Annotated in this window: 25 protein-coding genes; 13 read left to right on the forward strand and 12 right to left on the reverse strand. The window is 74.5% G+C overall.

The features are described from left to right. Positions 1 to 24: 24 nt before the first annotated feature. Genes BJY16_RS17625 through BJY16_RS17635 form a run of 3 tightly spaced genes read right to left on the reverse strand, consistent with a single transcriptional unit; the run spans position 25 to position 3,096 of the window. The gene (locus tag BJY16_RS17625; protein ID WP_185040500.1) at positions 25 to 765 is read right to left on the reverse strand and encodes a glycosyltransferase family 2 protein; all 741 of its coding nucleotides are present in this window, start codon (positions 763 to 765) and stop codon (positions 25 to 27) included. Beyond that, positions 765 to 1,757: a 3-oxoacyl-ACP synthase III family protein gene (locus tag BJY16_RS17630; protein ID WP_185040501.1), complete on the reverse strand. Its 993-nt coding sequence runs from the start codon at positions 1,755 to 1,757 to the stop codon at positions 765 to 767. Before BJY16_RS17630 ends, BJY16_RS17625 begins: the two co-directional genes overlap by 1 nt. Positions 1,758 to 1,773: 16 nt before the next feature. Continuing rightward, entirely contained in the window at positions 1,774 to 3,096 is a 1,323-nt protein-coding gene (locus tag BJY16_RS17635; RefSeq protein ID WP_185040502.1) for a serine/threonine-protein kinase, read from the reverse strand. 156 nt (positions 3,097 to 3,252) lie between these two features. Between BJY16_RS17635 and BJY16_RS17640 the strand changes: the two genes are divergently transcribed. The 3 genes from BJY16_RS17640 to BJY16_RS17650 are packed head-to-tail and all read left to right on the forward strand — an operon-like array spanning position 3,253 to position 6,261. Then, positions 3,253 to 4,494 carry a hypothetical protein gene (locus BJY16_RS17640; RefSeq protein ID WP_239177514.1) on the forward strand — a complete coding sequence of 414 codons (1,242 nt, stop codon included), beginning with the start codon at positions 3,253 to 3,255 and terminating at the stop codon, positions 4,492 to 4,494. Continuing rightward, entirely contained in the window at positions 4,494 to 5,141 is a 648-nt protein-coding gene (locus BJY16_RS17645; protein ID WP_185040503.1) for a class F sortase, read from the forward strand. Before BJY16_RS17640 ends, BJY16_RS17645 begins: the two co-directional genes overlap by 1 nt. Further along, positions 5,113 to 6,261 (forward strand): vWA domain-containing protein, encoded by a 1,149-nt coding sequence (locus tag BJY16_RS17650; RefSeq protein ID WP_185040504.1) that lies wholly within the window; start codon positions 5,113 to 5,115, stop codon positions 6,259 to 6,261. The genes BJY16_RS17645 and BJY16_RS17650 overlap by 29 nt, the downstream gene beginning before the upstream one ends. A 6-nt stretch (positions 6,262 to 6,267) precedes the next feature. Here BJY16_RS17650 and BJY16_RS17655 read toward each other — a convergent pair whose 3' ends face one another. Next, positions 6,268 to 7,791, reverse strand: a complete 1,524-nt coding sequence (locus BJY16_RS17655) for a CocE/NonD family hydrolase (protein WP_239177516.1) — start codon at positions 7,789 to 7,791, stop codon at positions 6,268 to 6,270. A 174-nt stretch (positions 7,792 to 7,965) separates the two neighbouring features. On the opposite strand from BJY16_RS17655, the gene BJY16_RS17660 reads away from it, so the two are divergent. Together BJY16_RS17660 and BJY16_RS17665 are read left to right on the forward strand one after the other, a co-directional pair. Continuing rightward, complete coding sequence (locus BJY16_RS17660) at positions 7,966 to 8,538, forward strand: TetR/AcrR family transcriptional regulator (protein ID WP_185040506.1); 573 nt, start codon at positions 7,966 to 7,968, stop codon at positions 8,536 to 8,538. 58 nt (positions 8,539 to 8,596) lie between these two features. Next, positions 8,597 to 10,195, forward strand: a complete 1,599-nt coding sequence (locus BJY16_RS17665; protein WP_185040507.1) for a PAS domain-containing sensor histidine kinase — start codon at positions 8,597 to 8,599, stop codon at positions 10,193 to 10,195. Here BJY16_RS17665 and BJY16_RS17670 read toward each other — a convergent pair. After that, the gene (locus tag BJY16_RS17670) at positions 10,147 to 11,157 is read right to left on the reverse strand and encodes a DUF2278 family protein (RefSeq protein ID WP_185040508.1); all 1,011 of its coding nucleotides are present in this window, start codon (positions 11,155 to 11,157) and stop codon (positions 10,147 to 10,149) included. The genes BJY16_RS17665 and BJY16_RS17670 overlap by 49 nt on opposite strands. A gap of 172 nt (positions 11,158 to 11,329) precedes the next feature. Between BJY16_RS17670 and BJY16_RS17675 the strand changes: the two genes are divergently transcribed. Continuing rightward, positions 11,330 to 11,965, forward strand: coding sequence for a hypothetical protein (locus BJY16_RS17675; RefSeq protein ID WP_185040509.1), 636 nt, complete (start codon positions 11,330 to 11,332; stop codon positions 11,963 to 11,965). Between the two features lie 70 nt (positions 11,966 to 12,035). On the opposite strand, the gene BJY16_RS17680 is transcribed toward BJY16_RS17675, so the two are convergent. Further along, positions 12,036 to 13,046 (reverse strand): SDR family oxidoreductase, encoded by a 1,011-nt coding sequence (locus BJY16_RS17680; protein ID WP_185040510.1) that lies wholly within the window; start codon positions 13,044 to 13,046, stop codon positions 12,036 to 12,038. Between the two features lie 84 nt (positions 13,047 to 13,130). On the opposite strand from BJY16_RS17680, the gene BJY16_RS17685 reads away from it, so the two are divergent. Beyond that, entirely contained in the window at positions 13,131 to 13,739 is a 609-nt protein-coding gene (locus BJY16_RS17685) for a TetR/AcrR family transcriptional regulator (RefSeq protein ID WP_185040511.1), read from the forward strand. 56 nt (positions 13,740 to 13,795) lie between these two features. Here the strand turns inward: BJY16_RS17685 and BJY16_RS17690 are convergent, their stop codons facing one another. Then, positions 13,796 to 14,437, reverse strand: a complete 642-nt coding sequence (locus BJY16_RS17690; RefSeq protein WP_185040512.1) for a response regulator — start codon at positions 14,435 to 14,437, stop codon at positions 13,796 to 13,798. Next, positions 14,425 to 15,636, reverse strand: a complete 1,212-nt coding sequence (locus BJY16_RS17695) for a sensor histidine kinase (RefSeq protein ID WP_185040513.1) — start codon at positions 15,634 to 15,636, stop codon at positions 14,425 to 14,427. Before BJY16_RS17695 ends, BJY16_RS17690 begins: the two co-directional genes overlap by 13 nt. A gap of 159 nt (positions 15,637 to 15,795) precedes the next feature. Between BJY16_RS17695 and BJY16_RS17700 the strand changes: the two genes are divergently transcribed. Continuing rightward, positions 15,796 to 17,010 (forward strand): alpha/beta hydrolase family protein, encoded by a 1,215-nt coding sequence (locus tag BJY16_RS17700; RefSeq protein WP_185040514.1) that lies wholly within the window; start codon positions 15,796 to 15,798, stop codon positions 17,008 to 17,010. Between the two features lie 36 nt (positions 17,011 to 17,046). Here the strand turns inward: BJY16_RS17700 and BJY16_RS17705 are convergent, their stop codons facing one another. Together BJY16_RS17705 and BJY16_RS17710 are read right to left on the reverse strand one after the other, a co-directional pair. Further along, positions 17,047 to 18,285 (reverse strand): SLC13 family permease, encoded by a 1,239-nt coding sequence (locus BJY16_RS17705; protein ID WP_185040515.1) that lies wholly within the window; start codon positions 18,283 to 18,285, stop codon positions 17,047 to 17,049. Between the two features lie 13 nt (positions 18,286 to 18,298). After that, positions 18,299 to 19,597, reverse strand: a complete 1,299-nt coding sequence (locus BJY16_RS17710; RefSeq protein WP_185040516.1) for a hemolysin family protein — start codon at positions 19,595 to 19,597, stop codon at positions 18,299 to 18,301. Positions 19,598 to 19,787: 190 nt separating this feature from the next. On the opposite strand from BJY16_RS17710, the gene BJY16_RS17715 reads away from it, so the two are divergent. From BJY16_RS17715 to BJY16_RS17730, 4 genes are all read left to right on the forward strand, one after another. Next, the gene (locus tag BJY16_RS17715) at positions 19,788 to 20,243 is read left to right on the forward strand and encodes a universal stress protein (RefSeq protein WP_185040517.1); all 456 of its coding nucleotides are present in this window, start codon (positions 19,788 to 19,790) and stop codon (positions 20,241 to 20,243) included. 101 nt (positions 20,244 to 20,344) lie between these two features. Continuing rightward, positions 20,345 to 21,877, forward strand: a complete 1,533-nt coding sequence (locus BJY16_RS17720) for a methyl-accepting chemotaxis protein (RefSeq protein ID WP_185040518.1) — start codon at positions 20,345 to 20,347, stop codon at positions 21,875 to 21,877. A gap of 56 nt (positions 21,878 to 21,933) precedes the next feature. Beyond that, positions 21,934 to 23,049 carry a WD40/YVTN/BNR-like repeat-containing protein gene (locus BJY16_RS17725; RefSeq protein ID WP_185040519.1) on the forward strand — a complete coding sequence of 372 codons (1,116 nt, stop codon included), beginning with the start codon at positions 21,934 to 21,936 and terminating at the stop codon, positions 23,047 to 23,049. Next, on the forward strand, positions 23,046 to 23,342 hold the full coding sequence (locus BJY16_RS17730) for a MoaD/ThiS family protein (RefSeq protein ID WP_185040520.1): 297 nt from the start codon (positions 23,046 to 23,048) through the stop codon (positions 23,340 to 23,342). Before BJY16_RS17725 ends, BJY16_RS17730 begins: the two co-directional genes overlap by 4 nt. 62 nt (positions 23,343 to 23,404) lie before the next feature. On the opposite strand, the gene BJY16_RS17735 is transcribed toward BJY16_RS17730, so the two are convergent. Together BJY16_RS17735 and BJY16_RS17740 are read right to left on the reverse strand one after the other, a co-directional pair. Further along, entirely contained in the window at positions 23,405 to 23,788 is a 384-nt protein-coding gene (locus tag BJY16_RS17735) for a hypothetical protein (RefSeq protein ID WP_185040521.1), read from the reverse strand. 99 nt (positions 23,789 to 23,887) lie between these two features. Further along, positions 23,888 to 25,108 carry a hypothetical protein gene (locus BJY16_RS17740; protein WP_185040522.1) on the reverse strand — a complete coding sequence of 407 codons (1,221 nt, stop codon included), beginning with the start codon at positions 25,106 to 25,108 and terminating at the stop codon, positions 23,888 to 23,890. A 398-nt stretch (positions 25,109 to 25,506) separates the two neighbouring features. Here BJY16_RS17740 and BJY16_RS17745 point away from each other — a divergent pair, with 398 nt between their 5' ends. Continuing rightward, entirely contained in the window at positions 25,507 to 25,923 is a 417-nt protein-coding gene (locus BJY16_RS17745) for a hypothetical protein (RefSeq protein ID WP_185040523.1), read from the forward strand. Positions 25,924 to 25,952 lie beyond the last annotated feature (29 nt).

Genomic DNA, 25,952 nt, shown 5'->3' on the forward strand with positions numbered 1-25,952 from the left:
CGGCGGGAAGGTGAGCGGGCACGGTCACCTCGGGTCCGGGGTGCGCGGGCCGCTGCCCTTGTCCAGGTACCACTTGGCGGTGCCGAGCACGCCGTAGGCGCGGATCCGGCGGGTGGAGTTCTCCACCACCATGTCGCGGCGGCGGGCGATCGCCGTGGTGGTGCTGCGGACCCGGTTGAGGAACAGCCGGTCGGTCGGCGACGGCCGGCGCGGCATCCCGCCGCACGCCTGGTAGAGCTCGGCGGTGATCGCCATGTTGTTGCCGGCGTGCATCCGGTACGGCGCGAGGTAGCTCGTGCCGCGGTGCGCGGGGCGGATCCGGCCGAACGCGGCAGCGAGCCCGACCAGCCCGGCGAAGACCGCCCGCCCGGCCGGGCCGTGCTCGTCGCGCCGCGCGGTGATCCGGCCGCAGACCATCCCGGCGCCGTCGTCGAGCGCGGCCCGGGCGGCGGCCACCCAGCCGGGGCGGGGCAGGCAGTCGGCGTCGGTGCGGGCGATCCGGGTGGCGCCGGCCGCGATCGCGTGCCGGATCCCAGTGTCGACCGCGCAGCCCACCCCTTTCTCCGGTTCGACCAGGACGTGCACCGGGAACGGGGCGCAGCCGGCGAAGGCGCGGACCGTGTCGGCGGTGGTGTCGGTGGAGCCGTTGTCGACCACGAGCAGGGTGAAGTCGGTGTCGGTCTGCGCGGCGAGGGCGTACAAGGTGGCGCTGATCCGGGCCGCCTCGTTGTAGGCCGGGACGATCACCCACAGGTCGGTGCCCATCAGCGCTCCCAGACCATGGTCATCATGCTGACCCCGCCGCCCAGGCCCATCAGCAGCACCTTGTCGCCCGGGTCCAGCGCCGGGGCGATCCGGGCGAGCTGGACGCCGAGGGTGGCGCTGGCGACGTTGCCCAGGCCGGTGACGGTGACCTCGAGGCGGTCCCGGGGCACTCCGGTGACCTCGACGAACCGGTCCAGGTAGGGCAGCGTGACCTGGTGCACCAGCACCTTGGCGTAATCGGTGTGCTCCAGCCCGGTGCGGGCCCGGACCCGGTCCAGGATGCTGGCGCCGACCTTCTCGAAGACGCCGCGCAGCCGGTGCCCGTCGCCGGCGAAGTAGGTGTGCTCGTCGCCGCGCGGGTACCGGGAGCCGCCGCCCGGGATGCCGCCGACCGTCCAGTGCTGCGAGTGGGTCTCGGTGTCGATGTCCAGGATGCCGCCGCGGGCGACCGGCTCGACCACCACGGCGGCGCCGGCGTCGCCGAAGGTGAACCCGGCGAACGAGCGGCGCGCCTCGGCCAGGCTGTCGATCCGGTCGCGCATCACCCGGCTCGGGGTCTCGCCGGTGACCACCAGGGCGCGGCGGGCCCGGCCGGCCAGGACCATCGAGCGGGCCAGGTCGATGCCGTTGAGGAAGCTGTTGCAGGCGTTGGTGACGTCCAGCGCGTGCGCCCGGCTGCCCAGCTCGGTCTGCACGATGTGCGCGGTGGCCGGTTCGACCATGTCCCGGGACGCCGAGGCGAACAGCAGCAGGTCGATGTCGAGCGGGTCGAGCTCGGCGTCGGTCAGCGCGGCGCGGGCGGCGTGCACGCCGAGCGTCGAGGCGTACTCGTCGGGGCCGGCGATCCGGCGTTTCTCGATGCCGGTGAGCCGGGCGAACAGCCCGCGTGGCAGGCGGACGCCACCGGCCCGGGCGATGCCGTCCTGCAGCTCGCCCGTGGTGACCTCGCGCTCCGGAAGGTACGCGCCCGCCCCGGTGATCCCGACATACATGGCTGCACATTCTGCCTCAGCCGAAACTGGCTCTGATTTCGGTGAGTTTCGGCAGGCTGATGGCCCAATCGGCACGTGGTGTGCGCCACTCCACGAGGTGTGTCCCGTCGACCAGCTGGCGCAGCACGTGCATCGGGCCGGCCTTCGGGTCGGTGTAGGTGAACTCCCAGACCGGCGCCGGCACCGCCTCGATCCGCACCCGCCGGTAGCTCGGCAGTTTCACCGCCCGCTCCTGGCCGATCAGGTCGGCGAGCACGTCCCCGCGCGGGTGCGGCCAGCGGGTGATCCGCAGGGTGATCCGGTCGGCCGGGTCGGTGAACGACAGCGCGCCGGCGGCGCTGTGCGCGGTCCACCCGGTCGGCACCGCCAGCCGCAGCCCGGCCGGGTCCTGCCACCACATGAAGCCGGCCGGCAGCGGGTCGGGCGGGTTCTCCCGGCCCTGCGCGCTGCCGCCCACGGCGAGCGCGGCGAGCAGGGTGAGCGCGGCGGCCAGCGCGGGCACCCGGCGGCGGATCACCGACCGGGGTGGCCGGGCCGCCTGGCGCAGCAGCTCCTCGGCGGCGGCCGGGTCGAGCCGGGCGGCCGGGTCGTGCCGCATCAGCCCGGCCAGCAGCGGGGTGAGCGGACCGGCCCGGCGCGGCGGGTCGGGCGGTCCGGCGGCCAGCGCGCGCAGGGTGGCCGCGGTGCTGCCGCGCGCGTAGGGCGGCTGGCCCTCGACGGCGTGGTAGAGCGTGGCGCCCAGCGACCACAGGTCGGAGCGGGCCGTCGAGGTGCGGTCGAAGAGCCGCTCCGGGGCGATGTACTTGGGGGAGCCGAGCACCACCCGGGCCTGGGTCAGCGCGGCGATCCCGGCCTCGGTGACCGCCGGGCCGAAGTCGATCAGCACGATCCGGCCGTCGTCGCCGATCAGCACGTTGCCCGGTTTGACGTCGAGGTGCAGCAGCCCGGCGCGGCCGGCGGCGCCCAGCCCGTCCAGCACGGCCAGGCCGATCCGCGCGACCCGGGCCGGTGGCAGCGCGCCGCCGGCCTGGATGACCTGCTGCAGCGAGCGGCCCGGGACATATTCCATGACCAGCCACGGGCCGTCCGGGTCGGGCAGCACGTCCAGGGTGCGGATCACGTGCGGGTGCCGGACCCGGGCCGCGGCGTGCGCCTCGCTGAGCGCCCAGGTGCTGACCACCTCGCGCTGCTCGGGGTGCAGTCCCTGCGGGACGGTGCACTGTTTGATCGCGACGTCGACGTGCCGCACCTCGTCACGGGCGAGCCAGACGTGGCTCATCCCCCCGGAGCCGAGTGGCCGGATGATCCGGTAGCGCTCGGCGATGATGACCGCTTCCACTGTGACCAATTTCGGCCCCCACCCATAGGCCAACAGTAATCAAGACGTTACTGCACGTAGAGGCCCGATGGTTGTCGGATTTCGGGCGGGACGGCGAACTCCGGGCGGCGTACTGTCGACTGTGGCCTGCGCGCGACTCCTCGGGCGGTGAGGCGGATGCGGCGTTCACGGTTCCGGCGGGTGTTGCCGGTCCTGCTCGGCTTCGCCCTGCTCACCGGCGGTCCGGCGGCCGGCGTCTCGGTCGCCGCCGCGCCGGTCAGCGCTCCCGACTCCGCGGTCCGGCTGCAGGCGCTGATGGGCCAGCACGCGGTCCTGGCCGCCGACCTGATGCGCAGCCGGATCCGCGGCGACGACGACTTCGTGCAGGCGGCGAACGCGGCGCTGGGGCAGAACACCGACGCGGTGACGGCGCTGATGCGGCAGCTGTTCGGCGCCGACCTGGCCCGCCGATTCGCTCCACTCTGGTCGGAGCACGTGGTCTCGCTGGTCGCCTACGCCAGCGGGGTCGCCGACCAGGACGACGCGGCCCGGGCGCACGCGAAGGCGGAGATCGTCGAGTACGAGGAGGAGCTGAGCCGGTTCTTCGCCGGCGCCTCGCGCGGGCGGCTGCCGGCCGGCGCCGTGCACCAGGCCCTCGACCTGCACGCGCACCACCTGGTCAGCCAGGCCGACGCGTACGCCGCGCGGGACTACCGGCGCGCCGACCGCACCTACCGCGAGAGCTACCAGCAGATGTACGACCTGGGCCGGACCCTGGCCGACGGCCTGCTGCCGGCCCGCGACCGGGACGCCCTGCGCGAGCCGGTCTGGCGGCTGCGCTCCCAGCTGGGCCGGCTGCTCGCCGAGCACGTGGTGCTGGCCGAGGACGTGACCCGGGCCGCGGTCACCAACACCCCGGACTTCGCGGCGGCCGGCCAGCAGATCAACGCGAACACCCGGGACCTGACCGCGGCGATGGACACCCTGTTCGGCGCCCCGGCCGCGCGCCGTTTCCAGCAGGTCTGGGGTTTCCACGTCGAGCAGCTGGTCGGTTACGCGGCGTCCACGGCCGGTCGCGACCAGGCCGGCCGGGAAACCGCCCAGGCCCACCTGCACGACTACGAGCAGCGGATGGGCGCGCTGCTCAGCGAGGTCACCGGGAAACGGATGGACGCGGCGCGGCTGTCCGCGGAGTTCCGCGGGCACGACGAGATGCTGCTGCGGCACGCGGACGCCTACGCGGCGCGCGACTACGTGACCGCGCACCGGCTGGCGCAGCGCACCTACGAGCACGGGTTCGAGCTGGCCCGGGACCTGGCGGACGCGTTCGGGGCGACGGTCGCCGGGCGGCTTCCGGTGGGCGGCCCGCAGACCGGCTACGGCGGGCTCGCGGGGGATCCGCGGGTGACGGGCCGCTGATGGGCGGACCGCGATTCTTCGGTACGGGCCGGGGCGCGCTCACCGCGTACGGGAAAGGTCTGGTTGTCGCTCTGGCCGCCGCGGGCCTGCTGGCGGGGGCGCAGCCCGCGCGGACCACCGGGGCGCGCGGCGGTCCGGTGCCGCCGCCGGTCGTCGCGGGCCCGCTGGTGGCCGGCGGCTTCCGGTCCGAGCGGACGTTTCCCGAGGTGGCCGAGCCGGTGCGGGTGCGGATCCCGCAGCTGCGCGTGGACAGCGCGCTGCAGCGGCTCGGGCAGGCGGCGGACGGGACGATCGCGGTGCCGAGCCGGGTCGAGGTGGCCGGGTGGTACCGGCTCGGGCCGCGTCCCGGCCAGCCCGGGCCGGCGGTGATCCTCGGGCACGTCGACTCGAGGACCGGCCCGGGGATCTTCGCCGGGCTCAGCGGGGTGCGCCCGGGCGCGCTGGTGACCGTCGACCGGGCCGACCGGAGCAGCGTGACGTTCCGGATCACCGAGGTGGTGCGGGTGCCCAAGGTGGACTTCCCGACCGAGGCGGTCTACGCGCCGACCCTCGATCCGACGCTGCGGCTGATCACCTGCGGGGGCAGTTTCGACGCCGCCCGAGGAAGCTACCGGGACAATGTCATCGCCTTCGCCGACCTCGCGTAGCCGGCGGGCGGCCGCCGCGCTGGCCGCGCTCGTCGTGGTCCTGCCGGGGGCGGCCGCCCGGGGCGGGTCCGAGGTGGTGCCGCTGCCGATCACCGCGGTGCTGGCGCGGGCCGGGGAGACCACCCTGGTGGTGGACGTCAGCGCGGCGCCCGCGGCGAGCCGGGGGAGCGTCGCGGTGAACGTCGACGGGGCGCCGCGGCCGGCCCGGCTGCGGCCGGTAGTGTCCGGCGCGCTCGCGGTGTCCCTGGTGGTCGACGCGTCGGCGGACGGCGCGGCGGCGCTGCCGGGCTGGCTCAGCGCCGGGGCGCGGTTCAGCCTGGCGGCGCCGGCCCGGACCCGGACCGTAGTGATCGCCGACCGGGCGCCGGCCGCGGTGGTGGCCGGGCCGGTCCGCGGGCCGGCCGGGGTCGTGCGGGCGCTGGACACCGTCCGAGCCGGCGGCGAGCGGGACACGGCGGCGGCCCTGACGCTGGCCACCGGGCAGTTCGCGGACAGCCCGGCCGGGGAACGGGTGGTGCTGCTCTACACCACCGCCGGCCGGGTCAGCGGCTTCAGCGCCGGGCGGCTGGCGGACCGGTTCCGGGCCGCCGGCATCCTGCTGGTCGTGGTGGGCACCACCGACCCGGACCGGTACTGGTCGACGGCGGCCACGGCGACCGGCGGCTTCTTCGCGCCGGCCGGCGATCCGGTGGTGGTGCCGGCGCTGGACCAGGTGGAGACCGCCTTGAGCAGCCGGTGCCTGGTCCGCTTCGGATCGCCGGAGCGGCCCGGGGCCCGGGTGTCGGTGTCGGTGCGGTCCGGGGACCTGGTCCTGGCCGGCGAGACGGTGCTCGGAGAGCCGCCCCGGGACGGCTCCCGGCGCTGGTGGGTGCTCGGGGCGGTGGCGGCGGTCGTGGCGGCAGCAGCGCTGATCTTCCTCCTGGTGCGTCGCCGGCGGGCGCGGGCCGCGCGGCTCGTCGCCGCCTCGCCCTACGCGGTGCTGCTCGGCGGTCCGCCGCTGCCGCCGGCCGTGTCGCCGCCGACACCCGGCGTCGAGCCGCCGCTCGGGCCGCCCGCGGCCGGGACGATGCGCCCGGCCGCCCGCGGGCGCGCCCCGGTCCCGGAGCCGCCCGACGAGTGAGCCCGGTCATCGATCCCGCAGCGGGATGTCCAGGTAGGAGCCGCCGGTCACGGTGATCGTGTCGCCGGGCGCGTTCTCGTCGTAGTAGAGCGGGTCGGCGGTGTCCACCACCAGGGTGAGCGAGTGGCCGGCCGGCAGGTCGTAGGCGGTGGCGAACAGGTCGACGTCGACGCTGCCGGTCCGGGTCAGCCAGGTGACCGGGGCGTGGGTGATCAGCTTGGCGTTGCCCAGGGCGTCCAGGTCGTACAGGTAGCTGACCAGGGTGCCGGTGCCGGCCGCGCCGGACAGCTCCAGGTGCACCTTCGGCGTGCCGCGCAGGCGCAGCACGGTGGACGGGCGCTCGGCGGCCCAGACGCCGGCCCGGGCCCGGTCGACGAACGGCAGCCAGACGCTCGGCTGCTGCCCGGTGATCGCCGAGGCGCCGTTGGTCAGCAGCACCACGCCGCCGCCGGCCACGGTGTCCTTGCCGGCGGGCAGCTGCTTGGTCCAGCCGGTGGAGGCCGCGCCGCCGAGCAGCCCGGTGCCGTCCAGCAGGCGGATCCGGCCGAGGCCGTAGCGGCGGGTGCTGCCGGTCAGGGCGGACCAGTCCGGGTACGACTCGGTGGCCGCGTTCAGCGGCTTGACCCGCACGGCCGGCGCGGACTCCACCCCGGTGGGCCGGCCGGCCAGGTAGTGGTCGAACCAGTCGTAGAGGCTCTGCCAGGCGTCGTTGGGCAGCCCGAGCACGCCGGTCAGCTCGGCGATCGCGTGGTCGCCGGGGCGCAGTTCCAGGCGTTTCGGGGTGGTCAGCCTCCCGAAGAAGTCGGTCAGCTGGTTCGGCGGGAAGAACGAGTCACCCCAGCCGTTGGCCAGCAGCACGGCCGGCTGGTTCGCGTTGATCGCGTCCAGGGAGGTGCTCGCCGAGCGGGCCCGGCCCCATGCCTTGACGTAGTCGACGTTCCGGTTGCCGTTGAAGTCGCCGAGCATCTGCGTCAGCTCCGGGCTGGGCTTGCCGACCAGCTGCGCGGCCAGCGACAGCAGCCCGGACGACTGCCGGTGCCGGGTGTCGCCGGAGTAGAGCGAGTAGACCAGGTCGGACCAGCCGCTGAGCGCCGCCACCGCCCGGATCCGCCGGTCCGCGCCGGCGCCGAGCAGGCTGATCCCGGCGCCGTAGGAGATGCCGGCCGCGCCGATCCGGTCCGCGTCCGCGGGGGTGTTCGCGATCGTCCAGTCCACCACCCGGGACAGGTCGGCCATGTCCAGCGGCCCGGCCGTGTCGATCGTGCCGCCGGAGAACCACCAGCCGCGCGGGGTGTAGGAGACCACCACGTAGCCCTTGCCGGCCAGGATCCTCGCCTGCGCGAGGTACTCCAGGTCGTTGAGGCCCCAGCTGGACGGGAAGAGGATCGCCGGATGCCGGCCGGTGCCGGCCGGAGCGATCCAGTTGGCCTTGAGGGTCACGCCGCCGGCGCCGGCTATGTCCACCGCCTGGAAGCCGGTGGTGCCGGCGGCCCGGGCGGGGCTCGCGGTGCCGGCCAGGACGAGGACCAAGCCGATGAATACCGAAAAAAGACGGCGTAATGCCATAGCGCACTCCTCGGGCGGATGGGGCGGGTATGGCGACGCGTCGTGGCGGCAGCGTAGGAAGCCGTACCGAGAAAGTGAAGGTGATGACATTCTCGTTACCGACCGGTAACGTGACTGGTCGGTAAGGGGGTGATGAGGATGCTCTACGGAACCCCGACTGCGCGTCGCCGCGACGCTCAGCGCAACCGGGCGGCCATCGTCATGGCCGCGAGCGAGGTGCTCACCGAGGCCGACCCGGTCTCGCTGATGCCGGAGATCGCCCGCCGCGCCGGCGTCGGCCAGGCCACGCTCTACCGCCACTTCCCGGACCGGCACGCGCTCACCGTCGCGGTCCTGGACCACCACCTCGACCGGCTCGAGCAGGCCGCCGCCGACCTGACCGGGCACGCCGAGCACTTCCGTCACCTGCTGCGCTCGGTGCTGCACACCCAGATCGCCATGCGCGGGCTGGTGGTGCTGATCCGGCGCCTCGACAGCGCCACCCAGAACCGCTACCTGCAGCGCGCGCTGACCGCGCTGGGCGGGCCGCTGCGCCGGGCCCGGGAGAGCGGGCTGGTCCGTACCGATCTCGTGCCGGACGACCTGATCCTGCTGTTCACCATGGTCCAGGGGGTCGCCGAGGCCACCGCGGACGCGGCCGCCGCCCGGGCCGCCGCGGACCGCGCGGTCGACCTCATGCTGGACGGCGTCTGCCGCGTCGTCCCGGACTAAATTTCCGCGGCCGCCCGCCGTAATACCCCTCGGAAGTGCCCGGAGGGTGGAGGTGGCGGTGCAGACGCTGGAGCGGACGGACCTGGAACGGCGCGTTTTGGAGATCATCCCGAGTGCGGTGATCGTCCGTGACCTGGCCGGCCGGATCCTCTGGTGGAACGGCGGGGCCGAGCGGCTCTACGGCTGGACCGCGGACGCCGCCCACGGGCACGTCACCCACCGGCTGTTCAGCACCGCGTTCGTCGACGGCGGCACGCTCGCCGAGCAGACCGCGGCGCTGGAGCGCGACGGGCACTGGGACGGCACCGTGCAGCACCTGACCGCGACCGGACGGCTGGTCACGGTGCTCAGCCGGCAGGTCGTGCACCGGCCGGACCAGATCCTGGAGATCAACACGGACGTCACCGCGGCCCGGGCGGCCCAGGAGGCGCTGGCCCTCAACGAGCAACGGTTCCGCGCCCAGTTCCTGGAGTCCCCGGTCGGCCAGGCGATCCGCGCTCTGGACGGCACCCTGATCGCGGTCAACCGGGCGCTCGCCGGGATGCTCGGCCGCCGCCCGGAGGAGGTCGCCGGGCGCAACGTGGACGACGAGATCCTGCACCCGGACGTGCGGCCGGTGATGCACCAGGAGGTGGCGCGGCTGTTCGCCGGGGAGGCCGACTCGTACACGCACGAGGCGCAGATGCGGCACGCCGACGGGCACTGGGTGGACGTGGAGGCCACCGTCTCGCTGGTGCGCACCGCCGAGCAGCGGCCCAGGCACCTGATCGTGGTGGTCAGCGACATCTCCGCGCGGCGCGCCGCGGAGCGCGCCCGGGACCAGGCGGCGGCCGCGCTGGCCGGGCGCAACGCCGAGCTGGAGGCGGCCGACCGGTTCAAGCTCGACATGATCGGGATGCTCGGCCACGAGATCAACAACCCGCTGCAGTCGATCATCGGGTACACCGACCTGCTCGCCGCCGAGATGGACCCGGGCACCCCGCACGGCCGGCTGATCGGCATCGTGAACCGGCAGGCCGAGCGGCTCGACGAGATCGTCCGCGAGGTGCTCGCCATGGTCAGCCTGGACACCGGCGACATCGAGGCGGTCCGCGAACGCCTGTCGCTGCGCGCCGAGCTGGCCCGCGCCCTGGAGGCCGCCGACCAGCGCGACGTCCCGATCCTCGGCCCGGACGCCAGCGTCCTGTTCCACCCCGCCCACCTGCAGCAGGTGGTGGTGAACCTGCTCTCCAACGCCGCCAAGTACGCCGGCGGCGCGAGCGCGCTGCGCATCGAGCCGGCCGGCGACCGGGTCCGGCTGCGGGTCGAGGACCACGGTCCCGGGGTGCCCGCGGAGTTCCGGCCGCGGCTGTTCGAGCGGCTGGCCCGGGCCGACCAGACCGCCGGCACGGTCCGCGGCACCGGGCTGGGCCTCTACATCGTGCGCAGCCTGGCCCAGGCGAACCACGGCGACGTGCGCCACGAGCCGCACCCGGACGGCGGCTCGGTCTTCGTGGTCGAGGCGGACACGGCGCCGTCTGCCGCCGCGCCGCCCTCTGCCACCGCGCCGCCGCCGTCTGCCGCGCCGCCGTCCGCCGCCCCGGGCCGGGCGGTGGCCGGCGGCGGTTGTCAGAAGACGATCGTCCAGCCCTCCCGGGCGCCCTGGTCGGCGGTGTAGGCGACGCCGTCGACCTTCAGCCCCTGGGCGTCGAGGACGGTGATCGTGCCGCCCCGGTTGCCCAGGGCGAGCGGGGCGCTGACCGCCACCCGGACCGTGGCGCCGGCCGCCAGGGTCCCGGTCAGCGGCTGCCTGTTCTTCGCCCGGTCGAGCAGGCTCCAGCCGGTCAGGTCCAGGTCGGACGGTGACGCGTTGAGCAGGGTCACCGACTCGGCCTCGGGCGCCGGGCCGACCGGGTTGGCCAGGGCGCCGACGATGCGGGCCAGGTGGTCGGGCTCGCCGGGACCGGGCGTCGGGGCCGGGCCCGGCTCGGGGATCTCCGGCAGGCGGTGCCCGGTGATGTCGTCGGTGTGCCAGGCCTGCGACTGGAAGGCCAGGAAGATCGCCACCCACGTGCCGGCGAACCGGAGCAGCAGACCGCCGTCCTGATAGACGCCGTCGTCACCGGTGAACCGGCCGTCGTTGCCCTGATTCATGTGCACGTCGTGGATGCCGTTGCCGGGCGAGAAATGGAAGACCTTGTCGGCTTTCGGCTCCGGTCCCCAGGCCTGCCCGAAAACGTAGACCCGGGCCTCCGGATCGCCGAGCGCGCGGCGGACATAATGATCCAGGAAATCGCCGAGGTCGTTCTCCGGGCCGGGCTCGGCGGTCGGCACCGGGCGCATGTCCTGCCGCTGGAACAGGTTGCCCCGGATGTAGTCCAGGGCCGGGCCGCCGGGGCGGCTGTCCAGCTCGGAGAAGCCGTCCGGCAGCGCGGCCAGCAGGTCCAGCACCGGGTGGGCGAAGGCGTCCACGGCCAGATGGAGCAGCTCCGGCGGGGACTGCTGGGAACGCACGTTGACCGCGGCCCGGTAATCGACGCCGGCCGCCCGCAGATGTATTTGATAATGCGGGGTGTCAGTGGTTTCGATCTTGCGATCGATGACGGCGGCGCGCAGCACGCCGTATCGTTTGATCGGCATGCCGGGAAGTCAACTCCGGTCGTTCCACAGTGTCAATCGGCTGATCTTTCCATTGCTTTCCGGGTCACCTTCCGGACACTTTGTATTTATTGACAGGCATGCCTTTCCGGCCTTTCTCTCATTAATCTTGTCGGTCGATGGTCACCGAGGCGGTGCGGGTCGGGAGGATGGCATGAGCCTGTCGTCGATCGCGGAGGACAGCGCCCTGCGGCTGCGCGGGACGCCCGGCGTCTCGCCGCGGACCGCCGCCGCCACCGCGGCCGCGGTCACCGCCGAGCAGATGGCCAAGGGCGCCCCGCCCGACGACGCCAAGATCGCCGGCGAGCTGGCCGCCCGGAGCACCGCCGGCACCAGCGTCGCCGGGTCGGTCCTGACCCAGCTGGTCAAGTACGTGCCGACCGAGACCATCTCGATCTACCTGGCCGTGCAGGCCGCGCTCGGCACGGTCACCGTCCCGCCCGGCGCCCGCGAGTGCGACGCCGACTACACCTCCCGCTGGCTCTGGCTGATCCTGCTCGGCGTGGCCACCGTGCTGCTCACCCTGGGCCTGGCCTACCGCAGCCAGAAACAGGTCGCGCCGGACGACCGCTTCACGATCCCGCTGGTCGAGCCGGCCGCCGCGGCCGCGGCCTACCTGGTCTGGTCCCTGTCGCTGCCGACCACGCCGCTGAAGGACTTCTGCTCCTTCGACGCCCAGGCGTGGGGCCCGGTGATCCTGCTGGCCGGGACCACGATCATCGCCACCACGGCGTACGTCTTCGGCAAGACGGTCACCTGGCAGAAGGTGCTGCAGGGCGAGGAGCGCTGAGGGCGTACCGAAAAGGCGCGGAGCGCGCCACCCGCGGATCCGTGAGTGGCGCGCCCGCCCGGACCGGCGGCTATCCGAAGTAGTGGCCGGCGGCGAGGTCGTCGAGCAGGGTCGGGCGGGTCGGCTTCCAGCCGAGCAGGCGCCGGGTGGCCGCGCTGGAGGCCGGGGCGTCCAGCGCGAACAGCCGGCCGATCCAGCCGAAGTGCTCGTCGATCCGGTCGGCCGGGACCGAGGCGACCGGCAGGCCCAGGCCGGCGCCGATCGCCTCGGCGATGACCCGGGCCGGGACACCCTCCTCGGCGGTGGCGTGCAGGACCGAGCCGGCCGGGGCGTCCTCGATCGCCAGGCGGATCAGCTCGGCGGCGTCCCGCACGTGCACGGCGGGCCAGCGGGTGGCGCCGTCCTCGGCGTAACCGGAGACGCCCCGCTGCCGGGCGGCCGCGACCAGCGCCGCGATGAAACCGTGGTCGCCGGCGCCGTGCACGGTCGGCGCGAACCGCACCACCAGCGGGCGGACCCCCTGGTCGGCGAGGGCCAGCGCGACCGCGGAGTTGGCGCCGCGCGGGTGCACGCCGGGCGCCGGGCCGTCCGTCTCGACGGCGACCGGGCCGCTCCCGGCGTCCTCGCCCCGGCCGGTGGCGGCTCCCTCGTCCCGGCCGCTCCCGGCGCCCTCACCGCGGCCGGTGGCGGCTTCCTCGGCTCGGCCGGTGGCGGCTTCCTCAGACCGGCCGGTGGCGGCCAGGCCGAGGACGCCGGCGGCGATCAGCAACGGACGGCCGGTGCCGGCCAGGCCCGCGCCGAGCGCCTCGATGGCCGCCCGGTCGGTCCGGGCCGCCTCCGCCATCCGGGAGAAGTCGTGGTTGTAGCCGAGGTGGACGACCCCCTCCGAGTCGGCCGCGGCGGCCCGCAGGCCGTCGAGGTCCTCGATGTCGCCGTGGACCGGGGTGGCGCCGAGCGCGCCGATCCGGGCGGCCGCGGCGTCCGAGCGGGCCAGGCCGGTGACCTGGTGACCCGCGGTGAGCAGGGCGGTGACGGTGGCGGAGCCGATCCAGCCGCTGGCGCCGGTGACGAGAACACGCATGACAGCCTCCGTGGACGTGATGTCACTTGATGACATCACTGTAGCGCGGGTGATGTCACGGTGTGACATGACTACGATCACGGCATGGTGCGTTGGGAACCCGGATCGGCCGACCGGCTCCGTGAGGCGGCGATGGAGCTGTTCGTCGAGCGGGGCTACGAGCAGACCACCGTGGCCGAGATCGCCCAGCGGGCCGGGGTGACCGCGCGGACCTTCTTCCGGCACTACGCGGACAAGCGCGAGGTGCTCTTCGGCGGTTCCGAGACCCTGGAGCGGGCGCTGCTGGGCGCGCTGGAGACGGCGCCGGCCGCGGCGAGCCCGATGGCCGTGGTGGCGGTCGCGCTGGACGCGGCGGCCGGTCCGCTCGGGCGCGACCACGCCTGGTCCCGGCGCCGTCAGTCAGTCGTCGAGGCCAACGCCGAGCTGCGCGAGCGCGAGCTGATCAAGATGGCCCGGCTGGGCGGCGCGCTGGCCGGCGGGCTGCGCCGGCGCGGGGTGCCGGACCCGGCGGCGACGCTCGCCGCGGAGGCCGGGATCGTGGTGTTCCGGGTGGCGTTCGAGCGCTGGGTGGCCGACCCGGAGCCGGCCGGCCTCGGCTCGCTGATGCGCGAGACCCTGGCCGCCCTGCAAGCGGTGACCGCCAGCGAACACCGATCCGCCGACCGAGCCGATCGGCCGACCGCCGGCCGCTGACCGCCGGCTGCCGGCCCCGCGGCGAGCACGCGGGGGCTGCGCGACCGGCCCGGCGGTCAGATGCGCAGGAACCGCAACACGGCGAGGACGCGGCGGTGGTCGGCGTCGGTCGGGGGCAGGTCGAGCTTGCTGAGGATGCTGGAGATGTACTTCTCGACGGCGCTGTGACTGACCTTCAGGGTGTCGACGATGCCGTGGTTGGAGCGGCCCTCCGCCATCAGCCGCAGCACCTCCAGCTCGCGGGGGGTGAGCCGGTCCATCGGGTCCTGGCGGTGGCGGACCAGCAGCTGCGCGACCACCTCGGGGTCCAGGGCGGTGCCCCCGGCGGCCACCCGGCGCAGGGCCGCGAGGAAGTCGGACACGTGGGCGACCCGGTCCTTGAGCAGGTATCCGACGCCGCTGGTCCGCACGGACAGCAGGTCGGTGGCGTACCGCTCCTCGACGTACTGCGACAGCACGAGGACGGCGACCTCGGGGAACTGGTGCCGGATGACCAGAGCGGCGCGGATGCCCTCGTCGGTGTGGGTGGGCGGCATCCGCACATCGATCAGTGCCAGGTCGGGACGGTGCTCGGCGACCGCGCGCAGCAACTGCTCGGCGTCCGCCACCGCGTCGACGACGTCGAACCCGCCGTCGGCGAGCAGTTTGGTCAGACCCGCGCGGAGCAGCACCGAGTCCTCGGCGATCACGATCCGCACGGCAGCTCCACGGTGACCGTCGTCGGGCCGCCGGCCGGGCTGTGCACCGCGAACGTCCCGTCGACCGACGCGGCGCGCTGAGCGAGCCCGCGCAGCCCCGTGCCGCCGTCGAGGGTGGCGCCGCCGCGGCCGTCGTCGGTGACCACGACGCGGAGCCGGTCGGCGACACGGTCGACGGTGACCTCGGCCCGGCTCGCGTGGGCGTGCCTGGCGATGTTGGTGAGAGCCTCCGAGACGACGAAGTAGGCGACCGCCTCGACGACCGGCGAGCAGCGCCCCGGCACGCTGACGGCCACCCGTACCGGGACCGGTGCCCGGGCCGCGATGCCGGACAGCGCCGCGTCGAGACCACGGTCGTCGAGCACCGCCGGGTGCAGGCCGCGGACGAAGTCGCGCAACTCGGCGAGCGCCTGGGTGGCCTCGTCGTGGGCCGCCACGATGGCCTGCCGGGCCGGTGCGGGCAGGTCGGTGAGGTTGGCCCGGGCCATGCCGAGATTCATCGCCAGCGAGACCAGCCGCTGCTGGGCACCGTCGTGCAGGTCACGCTCGATCCGGCGGCGCTCGGCGTCGGTGGCGGCGACGACCTCGGCGCGGCTGCGCGACAGCGTCGCCACCCGCACGGACAGCTCCTCGGTGCGGCTCGGCCCGAGCAGCGCCCGGGCCGCCGCGGTGTCGGCGCGCGCCACCACGCGGGCCACCCACGGCGCGGCGACGAGCGCCGGCACCGCGAGGACCAGGGCGACGGGCTCCGCCCAGGCCAGGAGCGTCGCTGACCAGCAGCCCGCCACCGCGGCCGCGCCGGACACCCCGATGACCAGGCTGAGCACGTGGTAGCCGGCCTGCCGCCACCACCCGTGGGACGGCGGGATCTCGACGCCGAGCAGCGCCCGGAACCGCCGGCGCTGCACCGCGGACAGGCCCCGCACCACCCACGGCAGCGCCAGCGTGGCGGTCACGGTGAGCACGATGAACAGGATCGTCAGCGCGAGGTCGTCGCCGGAGGCGTACAGCAGGCTCCAGATCGCGCTGTAGCCGGCGCCGACCGGCAACCCGCAGGTCAGCGCGAAGGCGGCCACGCCGAGCGGCAGCCCGGTCAGCGCGTGCAGGGTGGCACGCCAGGTGCGCGCCGGCCAGAGGGCTCGCAGCACCGTGCGGAGCGCACCGCCGCGCCGGGGTATCGCCATTTCCACCGAGGTCACCGGATCAACCTAGACAGGGCCGCCGGCGCGGGCCATGGTGCCACCCCACCCGCGGGGTGCGGAAAACCCCACCCCGGACCGGCTGCCCGCCCCACCGACAGCGCGCCCGGATCCGGGCAGGGTGATCACCGTTCACCCCGTCTCCCGAGGAGTCGTACCATGCTCGGACCCGCCCCGGCCCTCACCCGCCGGTCGCTGCTGTCGGCCGCCGTCCTGACCGCGGGCCTGACCGCCGGCCTCGGCGTCGTCGCCGGCGTGCCGGCCGCCGCCCGGCCACGATCGGCCGCCCTGGGGTACACGCTGCCCGCTCCGACCGGCCCCGAGCGGCTCGGCACCGTCGCGCTCCACCTGGTCGACCGCACCCGTACCGATCCGTGGGTGCCCGGCCGGCCGGTTCGCGAAATCATGATCCAGATCTGGTACCCGGCCCGGCACCTTCAGGGCCACCCGGTGGCGCCGTGGCTGTCGCCGGGCGCGGTGCCCCACTTCGCCGAGATGTTCGGCCTGCCCGCCGAGCGGGTCCGGGCGACGGCCACGCACGGCCGGGACGGCGCACCGGTGCGCGGCGGCCGTCCGGTCGTGCTCTACTCGCCCGGTCTGGGCGGCGACCGCGGCACCAGCACCGTCCTCGCCGAGGAGCTGGTGAGCCACGGCTACATCGTCGTCACCATCGACCACACCCACGACGCCAGCGAGGTCGAGTTCCCGGACGGGCGGGTCGAGGTGGCGGCCATCCCGCCGGACATCGACGAGCAGATCATCGCCCAGGCCGTCGCGGTCCGGGAGGCGGACACCCGGTTCGTCCTCGACCAGCTGGCCGTCGTCAACGCCGGTGGCAACCCCGACGCGGGGAACCGCCGGCTCCCGGTCGGACTGCGCGGCGCCTTCGACCTGAACCGGGTCGGCATGTTCGGCCACTCCCTCGGTGGCAGCACCGCCGCCGCCACGATGCACCACGACCGGCGGATCAAGGCCGGGGTCAACCTGGACGGCACTCTCGTCGGCGCGGGCGCCGTCGCCGGCTCCGACCGGCCGTTCCTGCTGCTGAGCAGCGACCACGGCACCGACCCGGAGGACCCGACCTGGGACGCGTTCTGGACCAACCAGCGCGGCTGGAAGCGTGAGCTGAGCCTGACCGGCTCGGTGCACGGCTCGTTCAACGACGGCCAGGTGCTGTACCCGCAGGCCGCCTCGGAGATCGGCCTCACCGCCGAGCAGCTCGCCGAACTGGTCGGCACCCTGCGCCCGCAGCGTTCCGTCGCCATCCAGCGCGACTACCTGCGGGCCTTCTTCGACCAGCACCTGCGGGGCCGGAGCAGCCGGCTGATGTGCGGCGCGGACCCGCGCTATCCGGAGATCCGTTTCGTCCGGTAGCGCCGGTCAGCCGCGCGGGGGCGTTCGTCACCGGTACTAGGAGACGCCCCCGACCCGCAGCGCGGCCCAGAGCGCGACCACCGCCACCACCAGGCACGCCGGCACGGTCGCCAGGCCCAGCAGGAGGAATTCCGCGGTACGCGGGGCGGCGTCCCGGGCGTGCAGGATCCGCCGCCAGAGCAGCGTGGCGAGCGAGCCGACGTAGGTCAGGTTCGGTCCCACGTTCACCCCGATCAGCACGGCGAGCAGCAGCCCCGGCGAGTGCGCGGCGGCCGGCAGCAGCACCAGCGTGGCCGGCAGATTGTTCAGCACGTTGGCCAGCAGCGCGGCCAGCCCGGCCACGGCGAGCAGCCCGGCCAGGTCGGCGTGGCCGGGCACCAGGCCGTCGATCCAGTCGCCGAGCCCGTGCGAGCGGACCGCGAGCACCACCACGCCGAGCGCCAGCACGAACGCGCAGAACATCGGGTTGGCCTCGGCGAGCAGCGTGCCGAGCCGTTCCCGGCCGCGCCGGACCAGCGGGACGGCCAGCGCCACCGCGCCGGCCGCCGCCACCCAGGCCGGCTCCACCCCGAGCGGCTGCAACCCGGCGAACCCGGCCAGCGTCGCGGCCAGCACCGTCAGGGCGTAGCGCGGGGCCGGCCCGGGCGGGTCCGGCTGCTCGGCCCGGCCGACCAGGTCGCGGCGGAAGAAGAACCGGAAGATCAGGTACTCGGCGGCGACCACGGCCAGCCACGGAACGGCCATCAGCGCGGCGAACCCGGCGAAGCTCAGCCCGCTGGCCGCGAACGCCAGCAGGTTGGTCAGGTTCGACACCGGGAGCAGCAGCGACGCCGAGTTCGCCAGATGCGTGCAGGCGTAGACGTGCGGGCGGGGCGCCACCGCGGCCCGGGCGGCGACGGTCAGCACCACCGGGGTGAGCAGCACGACGGTGGCGTCCAGGCTGAGGATCGCGGTGGTCACCGCGGCCGCCGCGAAGACCGCGGTGAGCAGCCGGCGCGGGCGGCCCCGGCCGAACCGGGCGACGACCGCGCCGGCGTACCCGAACACGCCGTGCTGCTCGGCCAGGTAGGCCAGCACCAGCACGGCGGCGAGGAACAGCACGGTGGGCAGCAGCTCGGCCACCTCGTGCCCGGCCGCCGACGGCGTGACCAGGCCGAAAACGACGCAGAGCAGGGCGGCCGGCACCGCGGCGGCGGCCTCCGGGAGGCCGCGCGGCCGGGCCACGGCGAAGCCGAGGACCGCACCGAGCAGCGCGAGCGCGACGATCGTGGGCATCGGGGTGGAACGCTCAGGCGACCGGCGCCGTCTCCTCACTGGGCACCGGTCGGAGCCGCAGCCGGGTGATCGCCCGCCCGGTGATCTCGACGACCTCGGCGGTGTGCCCGTCGATCGCCACCGTCTCACCCGGCGTGGTCGGGATGTGCCCGAGCCGGGCCAGCACCAGGCCGGCCACCGTCGTGTAGTCGCCCTCGTCGGCCTCCTCGATCTCGACGCCGATGTCCGGCAGGTCGTGGATCGGGAAGGTGCCGGGCAGCAGCATCGCGCCGTCCTCCTCCCGGACCACCGACTGCACGTCGCGGTCGGTCTCGTCGTAGATCTCGCCGACCACCTCCTCGACCAGGTCCTCCATCGTGACGATCCCGTCGATCGCCCCGCGCTCGTCGACCACCAGGGCGAACTGCTGGCGCTGGGTGCGCAGCTGGCGCATCGCGTCGGCGATCTTCAGCGTCTCGGGCAGGAAGAGCGGGGTGAACATCTGGGTGCGGACCGGGCCCTCGGCGCCGATCAGGTCGCGCAGGTGCACCACGCCGAGCACGTCGTCCAGGCCCATCGGGCCGGTCACCGGGGCCCGCGAGTGGCCGCCCTCGACCAGCCGCTGCAGGCCCTCGGCGGCGGGCAGCTCGGCCGGCAGGATCAGCACGTCGCGACGGGGCACCAGGATCTCGCGCAGGATGCGGTCGGCGATGTCGAAGGCGCCGCTGATGATGGTGCGCTGCTCCGGGGTGAACTCCTGCTGCTGCGCCACCATGTCCCGGATCTCCTCCGGGCTGACCTCCTCGCGGCCCGCGTCCGGGTCGCCGCCGGCCATCCGGACCACCAGGTCGGTGGACTTGCCGAGCAGCCAGACCACCGGGCGGGAGAGCGTGGCCAGCACGTCCAGCGGGCGGGCCACCAGCATCGCCCAGCCCTCGGCCCGCTGCATGGCGACCCGTTTCGGCGCCAGCTCGCCGACCACCAGGGTGAAGAAGGTCAGGATGACGGTGACCACCACGATCGAGACCGGCTCGGCGGCGGAGCCCAGGAAGCCGAGCGGCTCGATCAGCGGCTGGGCCAGCGAGACGGCCGCGGCCGCCGACGCCAGGAAGCCGGCCAGCGTGATGCCGATCTGGATGGTGGCGAGGAACCGGTTCGGGTCCCGGGCCAGCCGGGCCAGGGTGCGGCCGGTGCGGCTCTGCCGCTCCAGACGCTGGAGCTGGCTCTCCCGCAACGAGATCAGCGCCATCTCACTGCCGGAGAAGGCCGCGTTGAGCAGCACCAGTACCACGACGAGGACAACTTGCCAGCCATATCCGCCCACGGCGGACATCAACTCCCTCACGAGAACGAACCGGGCGCCGGGATCCGGCACCCGAGTCAGTCAAGGTACCCAGCCAACCTGAATGACACTCCCAGGAATCGCCGATCCGCGGCATGCTCGCCGACCGCGCGGATCAACCCCGGTTCTCGGTACGCCGGTGAGGTGGCGCCGCCCGTCCCCGGACTGAGAGGGTCGGGGCATGCAGGTGCTGGTGTGGGTGCGCGAGGGCGTCTGGCCGGCGGCGGTCGACGCGGCCCGCGAGGTGACCGGTCCGGCCGACGCGGTGACCCTGGTGCACGTGGTCGACCCGGCGATCGCGGCCGGGGCGCACGGGGCCTACGCCGGGCTGCTCGGCCGGGGCGGATGGCCGCACCGGGGGCACCCGGACCCCGGCGACGCGGTCGAGGCGGCCGGCGCGGCGGCGGAGTCCGAGCTGATGGCAGCGGCGGTGCGGCGGTTCGCGCGGGACGACGTGCGGACCGTGTTCCGGCGCGGCCGGGTGGAGCACGAGGTGGTGGCCGCGTGCGCCGGGATGGACCTGCTGGTGCTGGCCCGGGACGGCGAGCCGGGGCGGGCCGGTCCGCGCAGCCTGGGCCCGGCCGGCCGGTTCGTGGTGGACCACGCGCCGTGCCGGGTGCTGCTGGTCCGGCCGTGACCGGATCTCCCGGCCGGCCGGCCCGAAGTTCCGCTACATCTCTGCGGGAACGGGCCGATTCATCAGGTGACGGCCGGTTCATTCGGTGAAGGAGAAGCAGCGTGCGGTTGTTCGGTTCCCGGCAGGCGAGCCCGGAGGTCACGCGGCCCATCCCTCGTGACGTCGAAGCCCTGGAAGAACTGGTGCTGGCCCTGGAGTCGGCGATCGACGAGACCACCGCCTGGCGGATCACCGTGGCCAGCACGGTGGAGTCGTACGACTTCGGGTACGGCGCGGTCTGGCTCCCGGACAGCGGCCAGCTGCGGCTGCTGCACGAGGTCGGCCGGATCACCTCGCAGGTGCAGGCGGCCAGCGCCGGTCCGGTGGTCCGCCCGGACATCGGGCTGATCGGGCGCGCCTTCCGGACCCGGCAGGCCGCGGTCGCCGAGTCGCCCGCCGACTGCGACGGCGACCGCCGCTGCGAGGCCGCGATGCGGGGCGGGATGGCCGCCGGGGTGGCGTTGCCGGTCACCCGGGGCAGCGAGGTGCTCGCCGTCCTGGAGTACTACTCGGCCACCCCGCTCTACCTGGACGCGGCCCGCCGGGAGAAGTTCGCCGCCATCACCCGGATCGCCGAGCGCGCCCGCAGCGCCGCGGTGGTCGCCGCCGAGCTGCGCCAGGCCGCCGACGACCGGGTCGCGGTCACCACCGTGGTCAACCGGCTCGGCGCGGCCCAGGACAGCCAGTCCGCGCTGCGGGCGGCGCTGGACGCGGTGCGCTCGGCGTTCGGCTGGGCGTACGGGTCGTACTGGGAGATCGACCCGCAGGACAACGTGCTCAAGTTCCAGGTCGAGTCCGGCTCGGCCGGCGACGAGTTCCGCCGGGTCACCCTGGCCGCCACGTTCGCCGAGGGGGTCGGGCTCTCCGGCCGCGCCTGGCGGTCCCGCGACCTGGTCTTCGTCAAGGACCTGGCGGAGCTCACCGACTGCGTGCGGGCGCCCGCCGCCGGCCGGGCCGGGGTCCGCTCCGGGGTCTGCTTCCCGATCATGAGCGGCGACCGGATCGTCGGCACCATGGACTTCTTCACCACCGAGTACATCGACCTGTCCGAGTCCCGGGCGGCCGCCCTGCGCAACGTGCAGCAGCTGGTCAACCAGCGGCTCGACGTGCTGCGCGCGCAGGAGCGGGCGGCCGAGAACGCCCGCGCCCTGCTGGACACCGTGGAACGGCTGCGCAACGCCAGCGGCGACGCCACCGAGGTCGCCGAGCAGGCGGTCACCCGGGCGTCGGCGATGACCGCCGAGGTGGCCGCGCTCGGCCAGGCGTCCACCGCGATCGGCGACGTCATCAAGATCATCGAGTCGATCGCCGAGCAGACCAACCTGCTCGCGCTGAACGCCACCATCGAGGCGGCCCGGGCCGGCGAGGCCGGCAAGGGGTTCGCGGTGGTCGCCGGCGAGGTCAAGGACCTGGCCCGGGAGACCGCCGAGGCGACCCAGAAGGTGGCCGAGCAGATCGCCGGGATCCAGGCCAGCGCCGAGACGGTGGCGGCCGGCATCCACACCACCAGCGAGACGATCGGGAAGATGGACGCGGTCCAGATCCGGATGAACGAGGTCCTCGCCGAACAGGCGGAGATGGCCCGCGCTCTGTAGGGTCTTCTTCCCCACGGGGGCAGCCGTCGGCCGTGGTGATGCGGCATGGTGGGGCAATGACTGGCGTTCGGTTATTGGTAGGCACACGCAAGGGCGCGTTCATCCTCACCTCGGACGGCACGCGCCAGGACTGGACGATCGACGGGCCGCACTTCGCGGGCTGGGAGATCTACCACATGAACGGGTCCCCGGCCGACCCGGACCGGCTCTGGGCCTCCCAGACGTCCGGCTGGTTCGGCCAGGTCATGCAGCGCTCCGACGACGGCGGGAAGAACTGGCAGGCGGTCGGCAACGACTTCGCCTACAGCCCGCCGGTCGGAGACCATCTCTGGTACGACGGCACGCCCCGCCCGTGGGAGTTCAAGCGGATCTGGCACCTGGAGCCGTCCCGCACCGACCCGGACACGGTCTGGGCCGGCGCCGAGGACGCGGCGCTCTACAAGTCCACCGACGGCGGGCAGAAGTGGGAGGAGCTGACCGCGCTCCGCCAGCACCGCACCGGCCCGCAGTGGCAGCCCGGTGCCGGCGGCATGTGCCTGCACACCATCCTGCTGCACCCCACCGACCCGGATCGGATGTACATCGCGATCTCGGCGGCCGGGGCGTTCCGCACCGACGACGGCGGCGCCACCTGGCAGCCGATCAACGCGGGGCTCCGCTCCGAGGGCATCCCGGACGAGGACGCCGAGGTGGGGCACTGCGTGCACCGGCTGGCCCTGCATCCGTCCCGGCCGGACACGCTCTTCATGCAGAAACACTGGGACGTGATGCGCACCGACGACGCCGGCGGCCGGTGGCGTGAGGTCAGCGGCAACCTGCCCACCGACTTCGGCTTCCCGATCGCGGTGCACGCGCACGAGCCGGAGACCATCTACGTCGTCCCGATCACCAGCGACTCGCTGCACTACGTGATGGACGGCAAGCTGCGGGTCTACCGCAGCCGCAGCGGCGGCGAGCAGTGGGAGCCGCTGACCGCCGGGCTGCCCCAGTCGCACTGCTACGTCAACGTGCTGCGCGACGCGATGGCGGTGGACACCCTCGACGAGTGCGGCGTCTACTTCGGCACCAGCGGCGGCCAGGTCTACGCCTCCGCCGACAGCGGCGACAGCTGGACCGCGATCGCCCGGGACCTGCCGCCGGTGCTCTCGGTGGAAGTGCAGGTGCTGCCGTGATCCGGGTGGTCCTGCCGGTCCACCTGCGGACCCTCGCCCAGAGCGGCAAGGAGGTCCGGGTCGAGGTGGCGGAACCGGTCACCCAGCGCGGCGTGCTGGACGCGGTGGAACGCGACTACCCGATGCTGGTCGGGACGATCCGGGACCGGGAGACCGGACGGCGGCGGCCGCTGGTCCGGTTCTTCGCCTGCGAGGAGGACCTGTCGAACGACCCGCCGGACACGCCCCTGCCGGAGCGGGTGGTGCGCGGCGAGGAGCCCTTCATGGTCGTCGGCGCGATGGCCGGCGGCTGATCAGTCCCGGTCGTCGGTCGGGGTCCGGGCGTGCGAGAGCCACCCGGGCCCCGCGAACCCGGTCAGCCTTTCGGCCGGTCCACCGGGATGGTGGTCGCCCCGGCCGGGCCGTTGATGTTCACCACGCGCGGCAGGTCCACGTGCAGGCCGGTGAACGGCCAGCCCTGGAAGTCCAGGTCCACCCCGCGGTCCGTGGTCGTCTGCCGGACGACCGTGCTGCCGTTCTGCCGGACGGTCACCACGGTGTGCCGGTTGTCCGCCCGCCAGGACGAGCAGTCGTGGCGGTCCCAGAGCCCGGTCTCCGCCCCGACCCGGTTGAAGGTCGCGCAGGCGGCCTTGACGTCGTCCCGGTCGTCGGGCGGGCCGGCCTGCGCCGGGCCGGCGGTCACCGCCAGCGCGGCGAGCAGCCCGCCGCCGGCGACGGCCAGTCTCGTGGTCGTTCTCATGTCGTCTCCCCTCCTCGGCTTCGCGCCATGTCACAGGTCAGCTCAGCACGCCGGCGACGGCCGCTCCCGCCGATCGGCGGAAGCGGCCGCGGATCGTGCTCAGCGCCGGGACGGGGTGCTCGGCCCCGAACCGTTGTCGCCGCTGCCGGTGCCGGTGCTCATGGTCCCGGCCGCCGAGGTGGTGGCCGAGCCGGTGCCGGTCGCGCCGGCGGTGCTGTCGTCGGTCCCGGTCCCGGTCCCGACGTCGTTCGTGCCGGTGCCGGCCGGGGTGTTGTCGACGCCGGTCGCGGCCGCGGTGATACCGGCCGCGGAGCCGGTGGCCGGCTCAGCCCCGGTCGCGGGCTCAGCGCCGGTGCCAGTGCCCGTGCCGCCGGTCGTGGGCTCGGTGCCGGTGCCCGTGGTGCCCGTGCCGCCGGTCGTCGGCTCAGTGCCGGTTCCGCCCGTGGCCGGCTCGGTGCCGTTGCCGGTGCCGGTGTCCGTGCCAGCGGTCGTGGGCTCGGTGCCGGTGCCGGTGGTGCCCGTGCCGCCGGTCGTGGGCTCGGTGCCGGTGCCGGTGGTCCCGGTGCCGCCGGTCGCCGGCTCAGCTCCGGTGCCGGTTCCGCCGGTCGTGGGCTCGGTGCCGGTGCCGGTTCCGCCCGTGGTCGGCTCAGTGGTCGCGGCCGGGCTGGGCTCGGTGGTGGCCGGTTCGCTGCTCCCCGCCGGGCTGGGCTCGGAGGTGGCGGGGCCGCCGGCCGGACCCTGCGCTCCCGGAGCCGACGCTGCGGGGCTCGGCGTGGTCGTTCCGGGCGTGCCGTTCGTGCCGGGGCCGGTGTCGGCTCCCGGGCCACCGGTCGGGCCGGGCCCAGCGTTCTGGTCGCACGGGCACGGCGGCCGGTTCGGGCCGCCTTGCCCACTCGTGGCGTCCGGGCCGCCCTGGCCGCTGGTGGCGCCCGGGCCTGTGGTGGCGCCCGGGCCGCCCTGCCCGGTGGTGGCGCCCCCGTTGCCCGGTCCGGGCAGTTCGGGCCAGGCCGGCCAGGTGGGCTGGCCGTTCTGGTCGAAGTCGACAACCAGCACGAATATTCGCCGGACGCCGTGGAATGCCTGCCTGCAATCGGGGTTGTCCCAGGCTCCGACCGCGGCGCCGAGCCGGCTGATCTGTTCGCAGGCGGCCTTGGTGTCGTAGGACCCGAAGACGTCGTCCGGACGGTGACCCTGTGCCTGGCCCGTCATGCCGCCGGTGTCGGGGCCGTTCGCCGGTGCGGCCTGCGCCGGCCCGGCGAGCGCGGCGCCGGCCAGAAGCCCTGCTCCGGCGATGGTCAGGCCTCGTGTGGTCTTGCTCATGTCATCCCTTTCTGGCAGTAGCCAACTCGGGCAAGCTGACCACGGAAACCGCCGCTGTTTCACTCGATCAGGGGAATCAGCGGCATATTTCCGGAAATGAGGGTTCTGATGCGCTATACGAGGTGCCCGGCGTAGCGCGCGAAGCGGATGCCGGCGAGCAGGGAGGCCGGCGAGGCAGGAGGGGCATGGGTGGAACGCGGTTGCGGGCGTCACCCATCTGGGCCGATCCGGGGGCCGGTCGGTGGCACGGGACCGCTCCGGGCGTACCGAAAGAATGTCTCTGGGACAGTGGGCAAAAGCGGCCCGTGACGGACAGAGCCCCGCAAGACTGTCGTCATGGCCACCGGTGCCGCATCGGACCGACGTGGACCCCACTGGAACGGGCGATCAGTGACACCATGCGCAAAGCCGGACATGACCGGACAGTGCTCGACGAGATCCCGGCCGACGTGGGCGGACGACTGAGCCCGGGACGGGCCTGGGCGATGGGCCGGACGCACCCGCACACCCGGGCCCGGGGCGCCGCCGAGCCGGACGCGATCGCCCGCGCCGACCGGATGCCGGCCGGGGTGCCGCGGCCCGCCTTCACCGGCCTCTGCCAGGCCGGATACGCCCGGCTGGGCGGTGACGCGGTCCGGCCCACCGACTCCGGCCAGGAGCAGTTCGACCGGGTCCGGCCTGCCTGGCGGGGCTGGCTGGAGGACTACACGATGACCGATCCCGGCGACCGCGCGCTGCTGGATCAGGCGCTCACGACCATCGGCACCCGGCTGGTCGGCGAGCCGGCGGCGGCCGGTTCCCCCGGCCGAGCCTGATCCCGGTGCGCCGGGTCGGCTAGGGTTCC

It is taken from the genome of Actinoplanes octamycinicus (genome assembly GCF_014205225.1).
Taxonomy (GTDB): domain Bacteria; phylum Actinomycetota; class Actinomycetes; order Mycobacteriales; family Micromonosporaceae; genus Actinoplanes; species Actinoplanes octamycinicus.